This is a genomic window from Endozoicomonas sp. NE40 (assembly GCF_040549045.1).
Taxonomy (GTDB): domain Bacteria; phylum Pseudomonadota; class Gammaproteobacteria; order Pseudomonadales; family Endozoicomonadaceae; genus Endozoicomonas_A; species Endozoicomonas_A lisbonensis.
In genome coordinates this window covers 3,637,715-3,654,746 of record NZ_JBEWTB010000002.1, presented here as the reverse complement: position 1 = coordinate 3,654,746, position 17,032 = coordinate 3,637,715, and the positions used below count along the sequence as shown (strand labels likewise).

Genomic DNA, 17,032 nt, shown 5'->3' with positions numbered 1-17,032 from the left:
AAAGCCATCAGGCAGCAGCGGCTGCCTGACTAGAGTGATGTACCCTGTGGCACACCTGCTGATGAACAGATGCCGACTCTACGCCGCTTTGCTGACTGAGATCCAGAAAATGCGAGGCCAATTCCGGGTTTACACCCACTCCTTCCACACCATAGAGGAAACGTAAAGCCCAGCGATAGGCATCATCTCCGCTCAGTTCGCCTTCCCTGCCTTCCGTGATAAGCTGTTGCTGCTTATCCAGCTCACTGACCCGCTTCGGGTTCGGGTCCGGGTGCAGGAACATACAGTCTGCATTCCGCGCCCTGTTCACCAGTATCTGCCCTGCATAATCCCTGATATCACTTTGCGTATTAACTGCAAGACGCTCCAGTTTTGCCACCGCTGTATAGAATTCATTGATGTCTGTTGTCCGGGTCAGGGTATCACCACTCTGTGCCAGGATGGCATAAGGATCATTGGCCTGAGCTTTCTCATTCAGCCACTCACTGGCTCTGGAGTATCCACCTCTGGACGCCCTGGCTAACAGGCTGGCAACCCTGGCCTGCTGCACATGAAGCTGCTTTTCCGATGGAGAGCTATCTAATGGCAACTTATCTAAAGGTATGCCGGTCAGGAGACGGGCGGCAAAATAGTTCAGTCTGGGGTTATAGGGTGCCTGCTCAAGAGCCTGTTCCATCACTGTCAGGGCCTTTTCCGGTTCGCCTTCGCGTTGCAGGCTCTGAAATAAAAGGACGGGGTCAACCTGTCGGGCATAAGGTTCAGCCCTGAACATATCCAGGCTTTCTGCTGGCGACTGGATAAATTCCCTGACCTGTAAGGCTCGGTTAACCGTTTCCGGATACTGCAGAAACAAACGGTAAAGCACCGGCAGGTCGGCCACAGCCTCCGGTTTCCCGGTTCTGGCCTGTTCCAGAATACTGTTAATATCAACCCGCTGAAGAATGCTGACGGTCTCCTGCTTCGGGGCCATCCTGCAGGTTTCCTCCAGTACTCGCAGGCTGCCTTTTCTCCCGGTGTTAGCCCTATTATTGACACTACTATTGACGCTATGCAGCAACTCCCGGTAACTGTTGCGCATCCCCATCAGTTGCACACCGGTGTTTTCGTGCAACAGTCCGGCGACCGACACCCCGCCTTTTTCATTAATATGCTCTGAGCCAACCTTGAAAAGCGGTACCGGCAAATGCCAGCCTTTTACGTTCAGTTCCAGCCACAGTCGCCCTTCATGAACATTGATAGCCGATACATCCAGGCGATTAACCAGCCCCTGTAACATCCCCAGCAGATAGCCTGCTGCCTGCCCCATCATGGTTTTTCCGGCTTCCTGAGTATGCTGGATATCCAGCCCGGACACCTGCGACTGATCGCTGATAATTTCACCATTCTGGACCTTGAGGGAGATATCACAACGGAAAATTCGCCCTTCAACCAGTGCCGGGGTAATCCATTGCCGGTACGCCTCTGGCAATAGTTCAATATTTTTCAACAACTCACTGCCATCCAGCTCAACCCGGTTTAACCGAATCATTCCACTGCCCTGTTCATCCAGGTCAACCGCTACCTCACCCAGTCGAGCACCCGCTATTCCAAGATCATCTAATTTGAGTGTCTGCAACTGAGCATAAGCCAGAGTTTCAGGTACATCCTGAGCACCGCCTGCATTCTGCTGCGCAGCCAGATCCAGCGCTTCAACACTGCCTGAACCCTGCACTGGCACACGCCACTCATTGCCCGGACTTTTTACCCGAATATCGCCAGAACCTTTGCCTTTGAGCCCATCCATTCTGACATGATTGTCACGACCCGCCTCCTGAGCCTGACTGTCCACGGCAACGGAATCAAACGACAAACTGCCATTGCCAGGCAGAGAGACTTCCAACGGACCTTTAGTGATTGTCATGGTTTCCGGTGTTGTCTTTATATCAACCTGCTCCAGTTCACCGTGGTAGTGGGTTTCACCGTCTTTTTGGATGACTGAGAGTTCTGCATCAAGCCCCTGTACACGACCGTGAAGGTCCAGTTTCAGCTCTTTGTCCGGTAATTCCTCACGCAAATCGACATCCACCATAAAGTCGTTAACCCTGGTTGTGACCGAACGCTCGCTTCCCTTTCTCTCAATATTTACATGCACTTCTCCGGCACCAAGATCCAGATGTGTTGCGCCTTCATTAAATGCTTCCAGCTGATCCGCCCAGATATCCAGCCGCTCCTGCCCCAAAGCCTTGCAAGCGTGCTTTTCATGAATACAATCCATATCAAAATTTATTTCAGCACGAGCGATGTTTCCCCTGAAACGTTCTGAATGCTTACTCAAAACACCGGAAACGGTTGAAGTGACCGGCGTGTCCCCGGGCATTACCGTCATCGGAACCTGTATCATTTTCTGCAGGGTGCGGCTGGCAAGATCAGAAGCCTGTTCAGTATCACAGTAAACGTTGCCGGTCTGCAGGCTGAAACCTCTGGTTTCCTTTCCCCCATCCTTTACTTCATGAGCCCGCTGGCATTTCATCTGTCCGGAGAGATCTTCAACCTTTAACATGGGCTGCTTCTGGTCATGATCAAACAGCTCCAGTTCATCAACCTGAAAATCGACTGGCATTTTCAGGTCGGTCATCATCCTTTCGATCAGGCGTCGCTTACCATAAACCGATCGTGCAGCAATGCGGCTGATGGCTCCCGGATCAATATCCTCCAGCCTTGCCGATACCTTCGCTGCTGATAGCCCCAGGTGGCTTAGCTGAAACTTCTCTTCCTTGTTCTTCCGCAAATGACGGATATTTTTAAACAGGTTCTTGATCGTATTGCCCTGAATATAGGAATTAACAAAAGGCATTACCCGCCCTTCCAGGGTCAGCTCAGTACCCTCAATGTCGACACTGACCCGAACCGAGGGTTTTCCGGGAACAGGGACAACCAGCGTGGCCTTCACGTCCGCCTTTAGCCTTGGAACCAGCGCACCACTTGTACTGCTGACCAGATCAACGCCTGTTACGGTCATATCGATATCTTCAAGGTTCGCTTTGCCACCCGCCAGCTCAATACCGGCTAAATGAACCTTGTGACTGCTGATTTCTCCACGGTTGATTTTCTTGAGCGCCTTAACCAACTGGATGTAATTATGGGCCTCATCCAGTTTTTCCTGTTTAGCTTGTTTAACGTTCCTGCGCAGATTTTTGACCAGTTTTCTGGATTCTGCACGCTCATCGTCACTCAGAGAGTCGCCCAGTTTAAGCAGTTGTTGCAGTTTTTGTAACTGACCTTTTATGAGATAAACGGTTGCCGAAGTGTATGACACAAACTTCTGCCTTACCGAACTCATATCCAGAACTATGCAGACGGCAAACGCCATAAACCGGTCAATAAACTTGCGTTTGGGCAGACCAGCACATTGCGCTTTAGACAGAGGCTGGGTCGAGGGGTGTGGTGTCTGGCGGGAAGTAGGCTGCCACAATATCGAACCGGAACCTATTGAGTCACCTTTCACATGAACCGGCCTTATCCTTCGGCGCTTAAGCTGGCGTGCCGGATTTTGAGAATGGCTGGCTCGATTGTGCGAAAGCGCTGCCGAAGGGACAACACTGACATCCCTGAAGTCCGACGTTCTTCCTTTTTCTGAAGCGCCCTGGTCAACTGGATCGGAGGTTTCCGTTGAAGTACTTCTGCCTGTTGACTGAGGTCCTATGCCATTAAACATTGCCAGAGTATCCCGCTCACTGTTTTTTGCTTATTCAGCCGTCCGGTCTGCCCGGTTTTTCCTGTGTGCTATCGGCAATATTCAGCAAGCATTGACGACTCAAAGTTATGTATTTAGCGGGAAGGAGAGTGAGTATTCAGGCAGAGTCTCATTTTGTACGGCCAATATTCGCCAGCCAGCTGGATAAACCTTTCACCTGTGGCAGGACGGTCAGGTTGAATATAAGTGCCAGAGGCCAGGCCAGCAGGAACGCATCTCTCCACGTATAAAGAAATGCCGCGCCATAACCCACTTTTGTTCCGGAAATAACGCCGGACATAAACAGCGTCATAAAAACAGATGACAAAAAGCAATTAATAAAAAATTCTTTTCTGGTCATGACAATACCTCCTGCAGACCCGTCTTGAATATTGTTTCACAGAGTATAAAATCTTCTTAAATTACAAAAAACAGCGGAAAACAGGATCTTGGATTCCATATTTGGAAACATTGATGACCTTTATCTTCTCTGCACTGTAATCGAAGAAGGGTCATTGCAAAAAGCCGCCGTAAAGCTTCAGCTACCGGTTTCGACCATGTCCCGGCGTTTATCGGCTTTAGAGGCTCGCCTCAGTGTACGCCTGTTGCAAAAACAGGGGCGGGAGCTGGTTGCAACAGAAGCGGGTGCCAAGGCGTATCGTTCCTTAATGAGTGGAATGGAACAGATAGAGCTCTCCTTTTCACAGCTGGTCAGCCAGCAAACCGAAGTGGCCGGTAAACTGAATATCTCAATGCCCCACAACTTCTACAAAGAGTTTGTTAGTGACGTGATTGAACGCTTTCTGCAAGGCTACCCGGGCGTCCATTTCGACTTAACCCTCTGTCACGAGCAGGCTAAACCGGAAACTAACCGGGACCTGGTGCTGACCTTTGATGTGTCCAATATGCAGGACATGGTGGCAAGGCCACTGTTCAACTCCTATCACGGTATCTATGCCAGTAAGCAGTATCTGGAGCAGCATGGAAGCCCGGAAACTATCCGGGAGCTGTACCAGCATCAGTGGCTGAATGTCGATCACAAATACGATGTGACTTTATTCAAAGGCGATAACATCGCTGAAAAGTTTCACATAACTCCTCGCCTGGTGGTTTACGACATTCGTGTCATCATCGAGCTGGTCGAAAAGGGGTTGGGCATCGCTTTTCTGCCAACGGTTCTGACAAACGACTATCCAGACCTGGTCAGGCTGCTTCCCGAGTACAACCGACAGGTTCGTCAGGCTTATATTGTCTATCGGGACAGAAAGTACCAGCCAAAATTACTGACGATGTTTGTGAACGAAATTTTACAGGCTGCCAGCTCCATCGGGGCATAACGTTTCCAAAAGGACTACACGATGACACAACAATCCACCCGCCAGGAGACCACCAGTAAGAAGCGATGTCACTGGTGTACAAACGATGAGCTTTATATTCGTTATCATGATGAAGAGTGGGGTGTCCCCTGCCACGATGACCAGACCCTGTTTGAATTTCTTATTCTTGAAGGCGCTCAGGCAGGGCTGAACTGGTTAGCCATTCTCAAGCGACGCGAAGGTTACCGAAACGCGCTGGCCGGTTTCGATGTGCAGAAAGTCGCCCGGTTTGACGAAGCCGACGTAGAACGACTTTTAAACGACAAAGGCATTATCCGCAATCGCTTAAAAATAAACAGTGCTATCACCAATGCCAGAGCCTTCATCAAAGTGCAGCAAGAATTCGGCAGTTTCGACGCCTATATCTGGCAGTTCGTTAACCACCATCCCATCATTAATCACTGGCAAACCATGGACGAAGTCCCCGTAACAACCCCTGAGTCAGATGCCATGAGCAAAGACCTGAAAAAGCGGGGCTTCAAATACGTCGGCAGTACGATTTGTTATGCCTATATGCAAGCGATGGGCATGGTGAACGATCATATTACGTCGTGTACTTCCTACAAAATCGGGGTAGAGAGAGTGAGTCCGGAAGCCTGCTAACAGGCTTCCACTGTTAAGGAGTAGAAAGTAAGGGACAGAAGGTATCAAGAGGCCCTTGATTCAGAAATATAACTGCCATCCACAGGCTGAAAAGCGGCATAAGGCCGTTCCGGCAGATACTCATTACTGTAACAGCAGGCAGCTTCCATAGACTCATCGGTAATGCCCAGCTCCTGAGCATAAAGCCCGACCTTATTCCAGTCTCGGTCAACATTGACCAGATCCCTTGAAAAATAAGGAAGACAGCTGATGTATATTTTCCGGAACGTATCGGTTCTCAGGCGGGGAATGTGCTGACACAGCAGGTCCCAGGCTTTTTCCGGGTTTTCAAGGGTCCATTGAACACCGCGCTGGGTTGCCTTCATAAAGCGGCGTACCTCGTCCTGATGATGCTCAAGGTATTCTTCATTCACCAGAAACAGAATGCTGCAGAAACAGCAGCAGCCCAGACCAGCCAGTTCGTCCACCCGAAGTATTCCGGTTTCCTGTCCACTGGCCTGTTCCAGTTCTACCTGTTGGAAACAGCCTATTCCCATACCAGCATCCACCTGGTTCTGAAGAATAGCATCGGTCATATTCATGCCGACCCGAACGGTTTCATAGGCACCCGGCTCTATGCCTGCTCGCCGGGCAAGGTCATCAATGATAATTTTCCCAAAGCGGCCAATATAACCAATCCTTTTTCCCCGGATATCCTCAAAGCCACTGATGCCACTGGATTTCAAAAAGATAATGCCCGTTGGTGGTTCATGAAACAGTGTGCCGGTTGAAACCACTTTGTACCCTTTAGCCCTGGCAGCATAAGTATGGATCATCGCCTTGAGGGCAATATCCACCTTGTTCTGGCCAATTAAATCCGTTACATCAGAAGGATCTGTCGTCTCCATGATGGCAGGTGAAAGTCCTTCTTCTTCGTAAAACCCCAGGTAGTGCGCCATAAAAACAGGCGTGTGATAGGGATTGGCGTACCAGTTCAGCAGCAGGGAGAGCCTGGATGTGTCGGTCTTTGAAACAACCTTTGAAATAACTATGTCTGACATGCGTTAACCCATAAACACTTAAACATAAAGGAACAGCAACGCATTCAGCCTGAAAGAACACCGTCTTCCTGTTGTACCGCCTTCCTGCGCAAGGTCTGAGCCAGAAGCAATGTTCTGGAATCGCTGGAAGACGCTGAACAGACAAACTGGGAATATCACGACAATCCCTACGCCGGTACTAACCGGATCAGGTTCAACAGGTATGATCTCAGCCTGATAACTTACACATCAAACAGGCACCCTGCGCCACTGGAAAGACAGTATAGTTGAGATAGAACGGTGAAAAGCCCGGGTTTGCCGTTGTGGGTAATGTTGATAGCCGTTATATTTTCCAGACTTCGACAAAATAAAGAAAAATAATGAAGACTTATCGCCCAGCCAGCCTGCAGGCTGTTTACGTGAAAATAATGACGATCATTGTCGGCAATGCCTTATCAGCACTAAGCAGAATAGACAAGGTAGCCCGGGAAGAGATAAAAAAGATTCCCGCCAATTACCACATTGAAATGATTACCAGTCCACAGGGCGCAAACTTTAAACTGAAAGTTACCGACACCGGCCTGTTTGAACTGGTCAGGAATCAGAGCAGAAAGGCTGATCTCGTTATCCGGTTCAAGCATACAAGCCACGCCTTTCTGGTGTTCAGCTTTCAGGAAGGAACCGCGCTCGCTTTTGCCCGTGACCGGATGGTGGCAGAGGGCGATCTTAATTACGCGACAAAGTTTGTACGTATTCTGAACCGGCTTGAGGCATTAATACTGCCAGAATTCATTGCCAGAAAAGCCGTCAAAAGATACCCGCCTGAGCTGGGCATAAAAGAGAAAATCACAAAAGCAGCGCAAATATACGCCCGGACCACCACAACCATTATTCTGGGACGATCAGTATGAACCATTCTTATTATGAATTTTTTTCCCCGGTAAAAATCATTGCAGGTCATAAGGCGTTAGAGCATATCCCCTTTGAAATGTCCCTTCTTAACCTGTCAAACCCCATGGTTATAACCGACAAGGGGGTGCTGGGGGCAGGACTTATTGATCATGTGCAGAATGCTTTTGCAGAGTCCAGTGTCACTGTCTCAACCATTTTTGACGACGTGCCACAGGATAGCAGTGAACACTGTGTTCGACAGGCGGCAGCTATTTACCGGGAAAAAGGCTGTGACTCTATTATTGCCATCGGGGGCGGCTCGGTGATCGACACCTCAAAAGCCGTTAACATTCTGGTCTCTGAAGGTGGTGACGATCTCAGCCGGTATGCAGGCGCACATGCACTTAAACGTCCACTGAAGCCTTTTTTTGTGATCCCAACCACTTCAGGTACAGGCTCAGAAGCGACACTGGTCGCCGTAATCAGCGACGACCATGGTATAAAGCGAAGCTACGCTTCAGGCTTTCTGCTCCCCAATGCTGCTGTTCTCGATCCAAGAATGACACAGACATTGCCTGCCCACATCACCGCCATGACCGCAATGGACGCCATGACCCATGCGATTGAGTCGTATACCTGCCTCGCTTCCAACCCGGTCAGTGACGCCTACGCGTTTGCAGCCATCAAAAAAATTTCCAATCATCTGTTTACTGCTCTGAACAACCCATCAGATGCCAGCAGCAGACTGGCGCTGGCGGAAGGTTCAACCATGGCAGGCATCGCCTTTTCCAACGCCATGGTCGGTATGGTGCATTCCCTTGGTCATGCGTTGGGCAGTATATGCCACCTTCCCCACGGACTCTGCATGAACCTGTTTTTACCCTATGTGCTGGAATACAACCGGGAAGTAAATGGTGACAAGCTGGGGGAGCTGCTGTTGCCGTTAGCCGGTGATGATGTCTATACCTCGACTCCGAAAGAGCAACGGGCGCAACGAACCATTGAACATATCTGCACTCTGCGGGATACCTTATACAAAAACCATAAGCTGCCAAGGACGTTGAAAGAAACCGGAAAGGTGGCAGAAGGTCAACTCGAAGAGATTGCTTCTGTGGCAATTGATGACGGGTCGATTATTTTTAATCCGAAGGAAGCGGATTATGAAGATATTCTTGGTGTATTAAGACGAGCCTGGGGCGCTTGAACGTTGTGGACATACACGCCTGTGTTTCATCACCAGTAAAACAACTCCCGGCAAAGTGGGCAGAATCTACCGTTGAAACTAACATGGGTAACAATACAGCTTTCATGGAATTCGTGGCGGCAGGATATGGATCTGGAAGCCTGAAATTGCAGAGGCATAAAACAAATTGGGCATTGGTTTGTTGCCATATTTTCCGCAGCAAGCCGGTTTTTGTGCCAGGTATGCTCTCTAAGGTTTTCTACGGTAGCATCAGACTCTGAAGCACTTGCAAAGCTGAAGATAAGCAGCTTATTGAAAGCAATATCCTCCCGGGCTTTGGTGAATACATCCCCCTCCCTGACCGGCAGTGCTGACGAATAATCCAGAAACCCTTCGTGAGCATCATCAATGTGCTCACGTAGCTCATCACTTTGGTGGAACTTAAACCCACATATTTTACAAAACCACCCCAGTCTCTGAACGTTAAGAGTACTGTCGCCGTTTTGGAAAGACGAGATTTCTACAAGGCGGCGTGATAAATGGGACTTAATGTGTTTTTCGTATAGAAACATTCCGGGCTCTCCCAGAAAGCCCAGATCACAAAGCTCGCAGTAGGGCATAAACAGCTCCTTTACACAGCCTTTGACCTGAATGCTGTTACAGACGACATTAAAGTGATTCAGGATGACGGTGTTCCTCAACCGTCATAAAACTCCATGCCAGCATATGGCTGACCTTTTGTCCCTGGCTCATCGCCCTGACTTTCACCTGTTTTGCACCCACCTCTGTCAGCACTTTACGTAAAGGGGCAATGTTGTCTTTTTTAGACACCAGGCTGGTAAACCAGAATACCTGCCGGGCAAATTCAGCACTCTCTTTCACCATATCCTTCAGAAAACGAATCTCCCCCCCGTCACACCATAGCTCGTTACTCTGTCCACCAAAGTTAAGCTGTTTTTTACTGGCGCCGTGCATCTGACTGCCGCGCTTAGCCGCTGACTTCTTCAGGTTTTTCCATTTACGCACTGTGCCTGTTTCCGCATCTCTTTTAGAAGCATGGAAAGGCGGGTTGCACAGGGTCAGGGCAAACCGGTCCGTTTTCTCAATGATGTTTTTAAAAAAATGCTGGCTGTTGTTTTGCCGGACAACGTCCACCTTGTCTGTCAGGTTGCTATTGCTGTTAACAATATTCTGTGCCGATTCAACCGACACCGGATCAATATCACTGGCAACAAAGTGCCAGCCATAGACCTGACTGCCAATGATGGGGTAAATCAGGTTAGCGCCGGTGCCAATATCCAGAACCTTCACCGGGGCTCTGCCCAGATTCACCGACCCCAGAAGATCGGCTGCATAATGGACATAGTCAGCCCGGCCGGGAATGGGAGGACAGAGGTAATCCGATGGAATCGACCAGTGCTGAATCTGGTAATGCCGTTTCAATAATGCCTGATTCAGGCAGACCACAGCCTGTGAATCAGAGAAATCAATGGTTTTATCCCCACGGGGATTCGCTTTAACAAAGGCTTTAAGCTCCGGGCGTATGGAGCATAGATCGTCAATGTTATAGCGGCCCTGATGAATATTGCGGGGGTGAAGCTGAGCGACTGGGCGCTTACCGGACATATTAATGGCCAATCAAAATGAAACTGGCTGAAGTTTACATGAAATAAACCTGAGAATATCCGAAATTACAGTGGTCTGCCGACAATCATAAGAACAACAGAAACAACCCTCTGGAAACGTCACTATGTCGATATCTCCTGCTGGAAGGTCTTCTTCCAATCCCAAGCCTTCGATAAAAGATGACAAAGAATCAAAAACCACCGCAGAGGGCGTATTTCAGGCATCGGGCGAAAGTCGTTCTGTTCACCCCCACAATGACAATCCGCAATACATGTCTCCGGAGGCAGACCAGACAGCAAACCGCACTCTGGATGACTGGGACATAAAGGTTCTGGAAATAGAAAACCGGTATCTTGACACCGTGGCAGACCTGTCCGACAAGTCGAAACCAGACATATCGCGTTCCCGGTTAAAGCAAGCCGTCGCCACCATCAAAAACAACCTTAGTACCTTGTTCAATCACTACAGGCAGTGGGTGGCACATCTGGTTGTCGAAGGCCGTATTGAGAAGCAAAACGCTGACGAAGTCATGGTACGCAATAATGAGCTATCCCCCATACTGGACGAACTGAACGAATTAGAGACGTCGATTCAAAGACAGTTCTGGAAAAACAAACAGCAAGCCAGCATGGAGCAGCTCAGAACCCTGATGTCAAAGGCAACAGGGGTCATCTCAGAAACCAAAGCGCAGTTAAACAAATCAACAGCCCCGGTTTCACCGGAACAGACTAAGCCAGCTGAATCAACAACACCCATACTACCGGACCTGGCTCCAACGGACACAGCTCCACCGCCCAATGATCCTCCTCCGGAAAACCCTGAACAACTGCTGGCAACTCTGATACAGAACGTAAAACAGTCAAAAGCCGGGGCGTTTAAAGCAACGCTGAACAACTCGGTTGAAGAGCTTGGCAGACTGCTGACGGTCCTGCCCCAATGGATACAGGAAGCTCAGGCTTCCGATGAGGATGCCGAGATACTGGCAACCTATCAGAGCGTTTTCAATAATGCGTTTGATACATTGCAGTCTCTGGCTCATAAGGCAATCGACAAAAAAGACATCCCCTCAAACCAGTCAATGGCCACTCAGCTGCTTGAGCGATGCCGGGAAATGCTCGTAAGAGTTGAAAGTGTGAAAAATGGAGAGTTTGATGCCTGGATTACCTCCCGGATCAGGAACCCAACACTGAAAGCCAAAGTTTCCGCCATTAACAACGCTCGCAACCCGAAGGAGCGTCAGCAGGCTCAGCAACAACTCCATCATTTTCTGGCGGAAAACCTGCAATATCATAGCCGTCTGGCACCTTTGCTGAAACTGACAATAGAAAAGAGCCGGCTTCAGGAACAACAGGCACCAGAACTGTGCGAAGACGCCCAGAAACAGCTGGCGTCACTGTCTGCCCGTGTTAAGACCATTGAAGAACCGGAGTTTACTACTAAATGGATGCATGCCGTAGAAGAGGCTGACCAGAATCTGGTTTCTCTGGAGAAGCTGGAGCAAAACCTGCCAGAGCATGTTCTGCCCGTTCTGACCACAAGCCCCAAATCAGCACCCGATTTCCTTCACCTGCTGAACCCTGTCTGTCGTGCATTTTTAGTCAGAGAACCGGAGCTGGTCTCAAGTGAAGCCTCCCTGAAGATGTTTTCTTCCATGGCAGACGTCCTTGAAGGGCGCAAAGAGCAAAATATCTCAAAACTGTCTTCAGCAATTAGGGAAGCTGCCTCTGAGAACTTCTCATCCCCTGACTTTTTGTCCAGGGTACTGAACGAAGCAAAATCGTTCGAAGAAATATACGCTCTTTCGCAATCACTGAATCACTGGGACAGGCCCCAGTACAAAAATATACAACGGGCTCTGAGCGCAGAGATGGATTTAGAGGAAGGCATTAAAGAAGACATTAAGAAAGGCAGTGAAGCCCTGAAGTATCTAATGAGCAAATATCCAGAGGACATAAAGAAGCATGCCAAAGAGACTTCTGCCACGCGTTTTGAAGAATTAACAGACGCTTTGACCACATCGTTAACAACAGAATTAAAAAAGATATTCGCTTCGGGTAAGCAAAAAACAAAAGATCTGGAAACGGACTTAAACCTGGTATTACAGGGTATTGCTAAAGTGACTTTAACCCCGGTTGAGGGCAAAAAAGATGCAGTATCCTGCAAAGTTGAGATAACACTCACACCAGAAACCCTGAATGGCAAAGACTTCAGGGCATTTTTGAACAGCACCACTGACCCACAGAAAACCATTGCGGAAGCATTCAGAAAATCGCTCACTAACGACAGGGTTCATTTTGATCAGTTAACCAGAGGCTGGGAGGTTTTACCCCTGCCACCTGAGCTTCTCAATGACTATAAAACTGGTTTTCTGGATGATTTCAACCTGTATCACAAGGCGGGCCAGCTGGCTCAGGAAAACAAGGAAGCCATTGATTTTCTTGTTCAGGTCAGAGAACAGATCAAAGCGGACGTCAATCAAATCAACGGTGCTTTAGATGCAGTGAAAGATCAGTTACAGACGCAGCCTGCCAGACAGCGAAAAAAGTCAGACAAATTACAGCAGTATCTGACCAATCTGAAATCCTTAACCAAGGGGTTGGAGGAACGCCCCCGTAGAGAAATACCTGTCGACATCAGTCAGGTCTCCAACAATTTACTGCCCATGGTATTTAAGAAACAGATAACACCTGAGCAGGCAGCATCCGTTCTGAACCCTATACACCAGCTGCAGGCAACGGCAGAAAAAGAATTAACGTCAGCTGATCAGCAAAAAACAGCCGATATTAAAAAAGTACCTGAAGAGTTAACGCATCTGCTGGATAAAATGGATAGTACGCTCAGGCCAAGACTGCTCTACAAACTGTTTGCACGAAAACGTGTAAAAAACTTTGAACAGGCAAGAGCGCTGGTCTCTGTTTGTGAACACTGTCCGAAGAGTGCCAGACTCAATGCTGCAATGATTGATCACTGGTTAAAAACATCGGGCATTCAACAAACACAAAGGCGTGATCAGCAGGAGCTGGCAGGCAGTCTGAAGCGCTACGCAAATATCTTGTAGGTTGGGACGAGTGTAGCGACTCCCAACATGGGAGCTCAATGCTATTCACCATGTTGGGTGTTACCCAAGGGCATAAACGCGTTCGCTCTACCCAACCTACAGGTCAAACGCAATCAAATCGTCTAGCAACGATCAGGACTCAATCCCGATAATCCGCCAGGGGGCATTCTCCCGGGTCAGGTCTCGCTCAAGGTGCCAGATATCGGTAATATCTTCTTCCACACTTTCAACCGTATCACGGTATTTACCGGTAAAACGAATACTGATCTGAGCTACAGTTGCCGTGTAATCGGCGCGCACCATTTCGGCATCAACAAACATCACTTCCGTATGCTGATCACCCTGCAACTGTTCACGTACCGGTTTCATCTGTTTAAACAGTTCCGGATCAAGGTACTCCTGCATGGTTTTGAAATCACTTCGGTTCCAGGCTTCCTGCAGAGTGCGGTAGTGGTCGCGGGCGCCATTCAGGAAAGCATTCAGGTTGAAATCCGACGGCACATTCATAGGCACATCGCTGGCACCAAAACCCGTCTGAGCCTCTGAACCGGAACCCTCAGGGCCTGAAGGGGTATCGTTAAACCCCGCATCACGGGACTCCGCAGGCGTCTCATTGCTGAACAGGTCCTGCAGCTGGTCACGATAGTTCTGGTTGCCCTGACCGAAAGACTGGTCACGGCGGGAAGCACCCGAGTGGTTGCCAGCCATTGCTTTCGCCCGGTTCATACTCCGGAACACTTTAAACAGCACGAAGGCGAGAAGCCCCAGTATCAGAATATCCATCATCTGGATACCGCCGAAAGCCCCTCCTCCGAGCAGGGAGGCAATTAACCCTCCGGCCAGCAAACCACCCAACAAACCGCCGAACATTCCCTTGCGGCTGTTGTTCTGCTGATTGCGGTTGGCATTCTGTTGTTGCCGGTCGGCCCGGTTCTGCTGGAAAGCAGGCTGCCGCTTGGGGGCCGGAGCCGTTTTAAACGAGCGCCCCATGCTTTTGCCACCGCCAAAACGCCGGGCTTCAGCTTCAGGAGCCGTAAAGGCAAGGCTGAACACCATTAACATGGCCATCAGCGAAGCAAGTTTTTTCATTCACTATCTACCTCTTGTGGTCTTCCTATCCTATGGGTATGAATGAATATTTCAACCCGCACTTACATAAAAGCGATTCCGATTTCTAATCCATTCTAACCTTGCCATATCGGCCAATCGCACTTCAGAATAGTAATTTGTAGTAATCCAATAACAAGAATAACAGTGATGAATACAATCAACTCCCTGCCTGCCCCTGTTGATCCGGGCAAGGTTCTGGTAACAGGAGGCTCAGGCTTCCTGGGCAGTAATCTGGTACAAACCCTTCTGAACAAAGGCTATAACGTCCGCTCTTTTGATCGTGTAAAAAACACCCTAGAACATCCAAATCTCGAAAGCCTTCAGGGCGATATTCGTAACAAGGAAGCCGTTCTGCTGGCATGCGAAGATATTGATACCGTTTTTCATACCGCTGCCATCATCGATATTCGATCCGGCAGCATTGTCCCGGAAGAAACACGTCAGTTGTCATACGATGTGAACCTTGAAGGCACAAAAAACGTTATCGAGTCAGCCATGGTCAACAACATTAAACGACTGGTTTACACCAGTTCCAACAGTGTCGTGATTAATGGTCAGCCCATTGTCGGAGGCAATGAGTCCTTACCTTACGTAACAGAGTTCCGGGATCTGTATACAGAGACCAAAACCAAAGCCGAACAACTGGTACTGGCAGCCAATGGCACCCATGGTTTATATACCTGTGCGATTCGCCCCAGCGGCATATGGGGTCCCGGCGACCAGACCATGTTCAAACTGATGATTGAGCAACTGGTAAAAGGCGCCTTTAAAGCGTTAATCGGCAATGGCTCTGCGTGTCTGGATAACTCCTTTATCCACAACCTGGTGCATGGCCAGATACTGGCTGCCCGGCAACTCAGTGAGCAGGGCAATGCGCCGGGGCAGGCTTACTTTATCAACGATGGGGAACCCGTCAATATGATGGAGTTTTCCAAAACTCTGGTTCAGGCACTGGGATACAACTATCCGGGCCGGAGAGTATCTTACCGTCTGGTTAAACAGGTTTTTCAGGTATGGGAAAAGCTGCATCTGATGATCAAACTGCCTGAACCGCCTCAAACCACCCTGGCACTGGAGCGAATTGGTATCGACAATTATTTCAGTATTGAAAAAGCCAGGAACGAACTGGGTTATTCACCGTTATTCTCAACGGCAGAAGCGTGGGAACAATCCATGCCCTACTATCGGACATTACACGAAACAATTAGAAGCAGAAGCAAGGCAGGAGTCAAGAAAAAGGTCGCTTGAAAGGTCAGTCAGAACATGCCGGAAAGCGTCACTTTCCGGCATGAGAATCAATCCAGCTCATCGACAAACTCAAACCCTTCTGCGGATTTGTCAGATGCCAGATCATCCATTTCAAACGTTTCCGGCGTTCCCATCTGTGCAGGCGTTGGCAAATCCTTTGCCTCATTTCCAACAACGACAAAAGATTCAGTATCAACCTGGTCATTGATTTCAGGTGGCTTCTTCTGAAGGTCATCGCACAACAACCAGCCTTCTTCAACCGCCTTCACTGTTAGCGCTTCGGGGTCAAATGTTTTCAGCTGGTTCTGATAATCACGACCGGCTTTGTACCCCGTCCAGGTCTGGGCGATTTTGCCAGGTCCCGGGCATAAGGCAGCCGCGCCACCCAGGGCAATTTGTCCGAACCAGGCATAGCCACCACCGATGGCAGCGTGCGCAGCATTACGAAGAAAGAACCTTGGAAGAACGCCACTGACCGTACGGTTTATCGCCCAGTTAACAATCCCGGGACCGTATTGCACACCTGCACTGCGCCCTGCTGCACCAGCCATAAACGTTGCAATGGTGCGACCATAGCTATTGAGCATATTTTTGATGGGGCCTGCAACGGCAGATGGATTCATGGCGAACTCCTTTTCTTCTCACATACAAATAGTTACCAGAATAGAGTGCGTTTCAGGCAAGAAGTTCCGGACACCCGCCTTTTGCGCAGTTTAACTGACCATCCTGTCAGCCAGACTTACCAATTGGGGACAACTGCCCCTTTGTCAGGGTGAGCAAGTCCGCAGGTGCCAGCTCAATTTCCAGCCCCCGACGACCCGCACTGACATGAATGGTATCAAACTGTTCGGCGGTACGGTCCAGTATCGTCAGTAACCGTTTTTTCTGCCCCAGGGGGCTTATCCCCCCGAGAACATAGCCACTGCTTTTTTCAGCTTCAGCCTGTTCCGCCATAGTGGCTTTCTTGGCACCACAGGCTTTCGCCATGGCTTTCAGGTCAAGCTGCCCGGCCACAGGTACAATGCCAACAGCCAGCTGCCGGCCGTCCAGTTTGACGATCAGGGTTTTAAAGACCTGCTGAGGGTTCAGGCCGAGTTTCTGAGCCGCTTCCTGACCGTAGGAATCAGCACCGACATCGTGCTGATATTCATGGACAGTGAACGGGATGTTGGCTTTTTTTGCCAGATTGATTGCTGGAGTCATGTT

General features: G+C 49.4%; 14 protein-coding genes and 1 riboswitch. Of the genes, 6 read left to right on the top strand and 8 right to left on the bottom strand.

The genetic code is table 11. The annotated features are described in order from the left end of the window. Positions 1 to 7: 7 nt before the first annotated feature. Entirely contained in the window at positions 8 to 3,694 is a 3,687-nt protein-coding gene (locus V5J35_RS17325; protein ID WP_354008351.1) for a tetratricopeptide repeat protein, read from the bottom strand. A gap of 148 nt (positions 3,695 to 3,842) precedes the next feature. Next, positions 3,843 to 4,073 carry a DUF2798 domain-containing protein gene (locus tag V5J35_RS17320; protein ID WP_354008350.1) on the bottom strand — a complete coding sequence of 77 codons (231 nt, stop codon included), beginning with the start codon at positions 4,071 to 4,073 and terminating at the stop codon, positions 3,843 to 3,845. A gap of 88 nt (positions 4,074 to 4,161) precedes the next feature. On the opposite strand from V5J35_RS17320, the gene V5J35_RS17315 reads away from it, so the two are divergent. After that, on the top strand, positions 4,162 to 5,049 hold the full coding sequence (locus V5J35_RS17315; protein ID WP_354008349.1) for a LysR family transcriptional regulator: 888 nt from the start codon (positions 4,162 to 4,164) through the stop codon (positions 5,047 to 5,049). A 21-nt stretch (positions 5,050 to 5,070) separates the two neighbouring features. Beyond that, positions 5,071 to 5,691: a DNA-3-methyladenine glycosylase I gene (locus tag V5J35_RS17310; RefSeq protein WP_354008348.1), complete on the top strand. Its 621-nt coding sequence runs from the start codon at positions 5,071 to 5,073 to the stop codon at positions 5,689 to 5,691. A 44-nt stretch (positions 5,692 to 5,735) separates the two neighbouring features. Here the strand turns inward: V5J35_RS17310 and V5J35_RS17305 are convergent, their stop codons facing one another. After that, positions 5,736 to 6,731 (bottom strand): ABC transporter substrate-binding protein, encoded by a 996-nt coding sequence (locus V5J35_RS17305; protein ID WP_354008347.1) that lies wholly within the window; start codon positions 6,729 to 6,731, stop codon positions 5,736 to 5,738. A 146-nt stretch (positions 6,732 to 6,877) separates the two neighbouring features. Then, positions 6,878 to 6,985, bottom strand: a riboswitch (TPP riboswitch). A gap of 105 nt (positions 6,986 to 7,090) precedes the next feature. On the opposite strand from V5J35_RS17305, the gene V5J35_RS17300 reads away from it, so the two are divergent. Both V5J35_RS17300 and V5J35_RS17295 read left to right on the top strand, forming a co-directional pair. Continuing rightward, positions 7,091 to 7,621, top strand: a complete 531-nt coding sequence (locus V5J35_RS17300; RefSeq protein ID WP_354008346.1) for an SCP2 sterol-binding domain-containing protein — start codon at positions 7,091 to 7,093, stop codon at positions 7,619 to 7,621. Further along, entirely contained in the window at positions 7,618 to 8,805 is a 1,188-nt protein-coding gene (locus tag V5J35_RS17295; RefSeq protein WP_354008345.1) for an iron-containing alcohol dehydrogenase, read from the top strand. The genes V5J35_RS17300 and V5J35_RS17295 overlap by 4 nt, the downstream gene beginning before the upstream one ends. 29 nt (positions 8,806 to 8,834) lie before the next feature. Here V5J35_RS17295 and V5J35_RS17290 read toward each other — a convergent pair whose 3' ends face one another. Beyond that, positions 8,835 to 9,404, bottom strand: a complete 570-nt coding sequence (locus V5J35_RS17290) for an RING finger domain-containing protein (protein WP_354008344.1) — start codon at positions 9,402 to 9,404, stop codon at positions 8,835 to 8,837. Positions 9,405 to 9,453: 49 nt separating this feature from the next. Next, the gene (gene rlmF / locus V5J35_RS17285; RefSeq protein WP_354008343.1) at positions 9,454 to 10,410 is read right to left on the bottom strand and encodes a 23S rRNA (adenine(1618)-N(6))-methyltransferase RlmF; all 957 of its coding nucleotides are present in this window, start codon (positions 10,408 to 10,410) and stop codon (positions 9,454 to 9,456) included. A 124-nt stretch (positions 10,411 to 10,534) separates the two neighbouring features. Between rlmF and V5J35_RS17280 the strand changes: the two genes are divergently transcribed. Beyond that, positions 10,535 to 13,468 carry a hypothetical protein gene (locus V5J35_RS17280; protein ID WP_354008342.1) on the top strand — a complete coding sequence of 978 codons (2,934 nt, stop codon included), beginning with the start codon at positions 10,535 to 10,537 and terminating at the stop codon, positions 13,466 to 13,468. 132 nt (positions 13,469 to 13,600) lie between these two features. Here V5J35_RS17280 and V5J35_RS17275 read toward each other — a convergent pair whose 3' ends face one another. Beyond that, entirely contained in the window at positions 13,601 to 14,557 is a 957-nt protein-coding gene (locus V5J35_RS17275) for a Tim44 domain-containing protein (RefSeq protein WP_354008341.1), read from the bottom strand. 168 nt (positions 14,558 to 14,725) lie between these two features. Between V5J35_RS17275 and V5J35_RS17270 the strand changes: the two genes are divergently transcribed. Further along, a complete protein-coding gene (locus V5J35_RS17270) occupies positions 14,726 to 15,826 on the top strand; it encodes an NAD-dependent epimerase/dehydratase family protein (protein ID WP_354016458.1) in 1,101 nt (366 codons plus the stop codon). A gap of 47 nt (positions 15,827 to 15,873) precedes the next feature. Here the strand turns inward: V5J35_RS17270 and V5J35_RS17265 are convergent, their stop codons facing one another. Both V5J35_RS17265 and ybaK read right to left on the bottom strand, forming a co-directional pair. Beyond that, positions 15,874 to 16,449 (bottom strand): hypothetical protein, encoded by a 576-nt coding sequence (locus tag V5J35_RS17265; protein WP_354008339.1) that lies wholly within the window; start codon positions 16,447 to 16,449, stop codon positions 15,874 to 15,876. A 106-nt stretch (positions 16,450 to 16,555) separates the two neighbouring features. Beyond that, positions 16,556 to 17,029: a Cys-tRNA(Pro) deacylase gene (gene ybaK, locus V5J35_RS17260; RefSeq protein ID WP_354008338.1), complete on the bottom strand. Its 474-nt coding sequence runs from the start codon at positions 17,027 to 17,029 to the stop codon at positions 16,556 to 16,558. Positions 17,030 to 17,032: the final 3 nt, after the last annotated feature.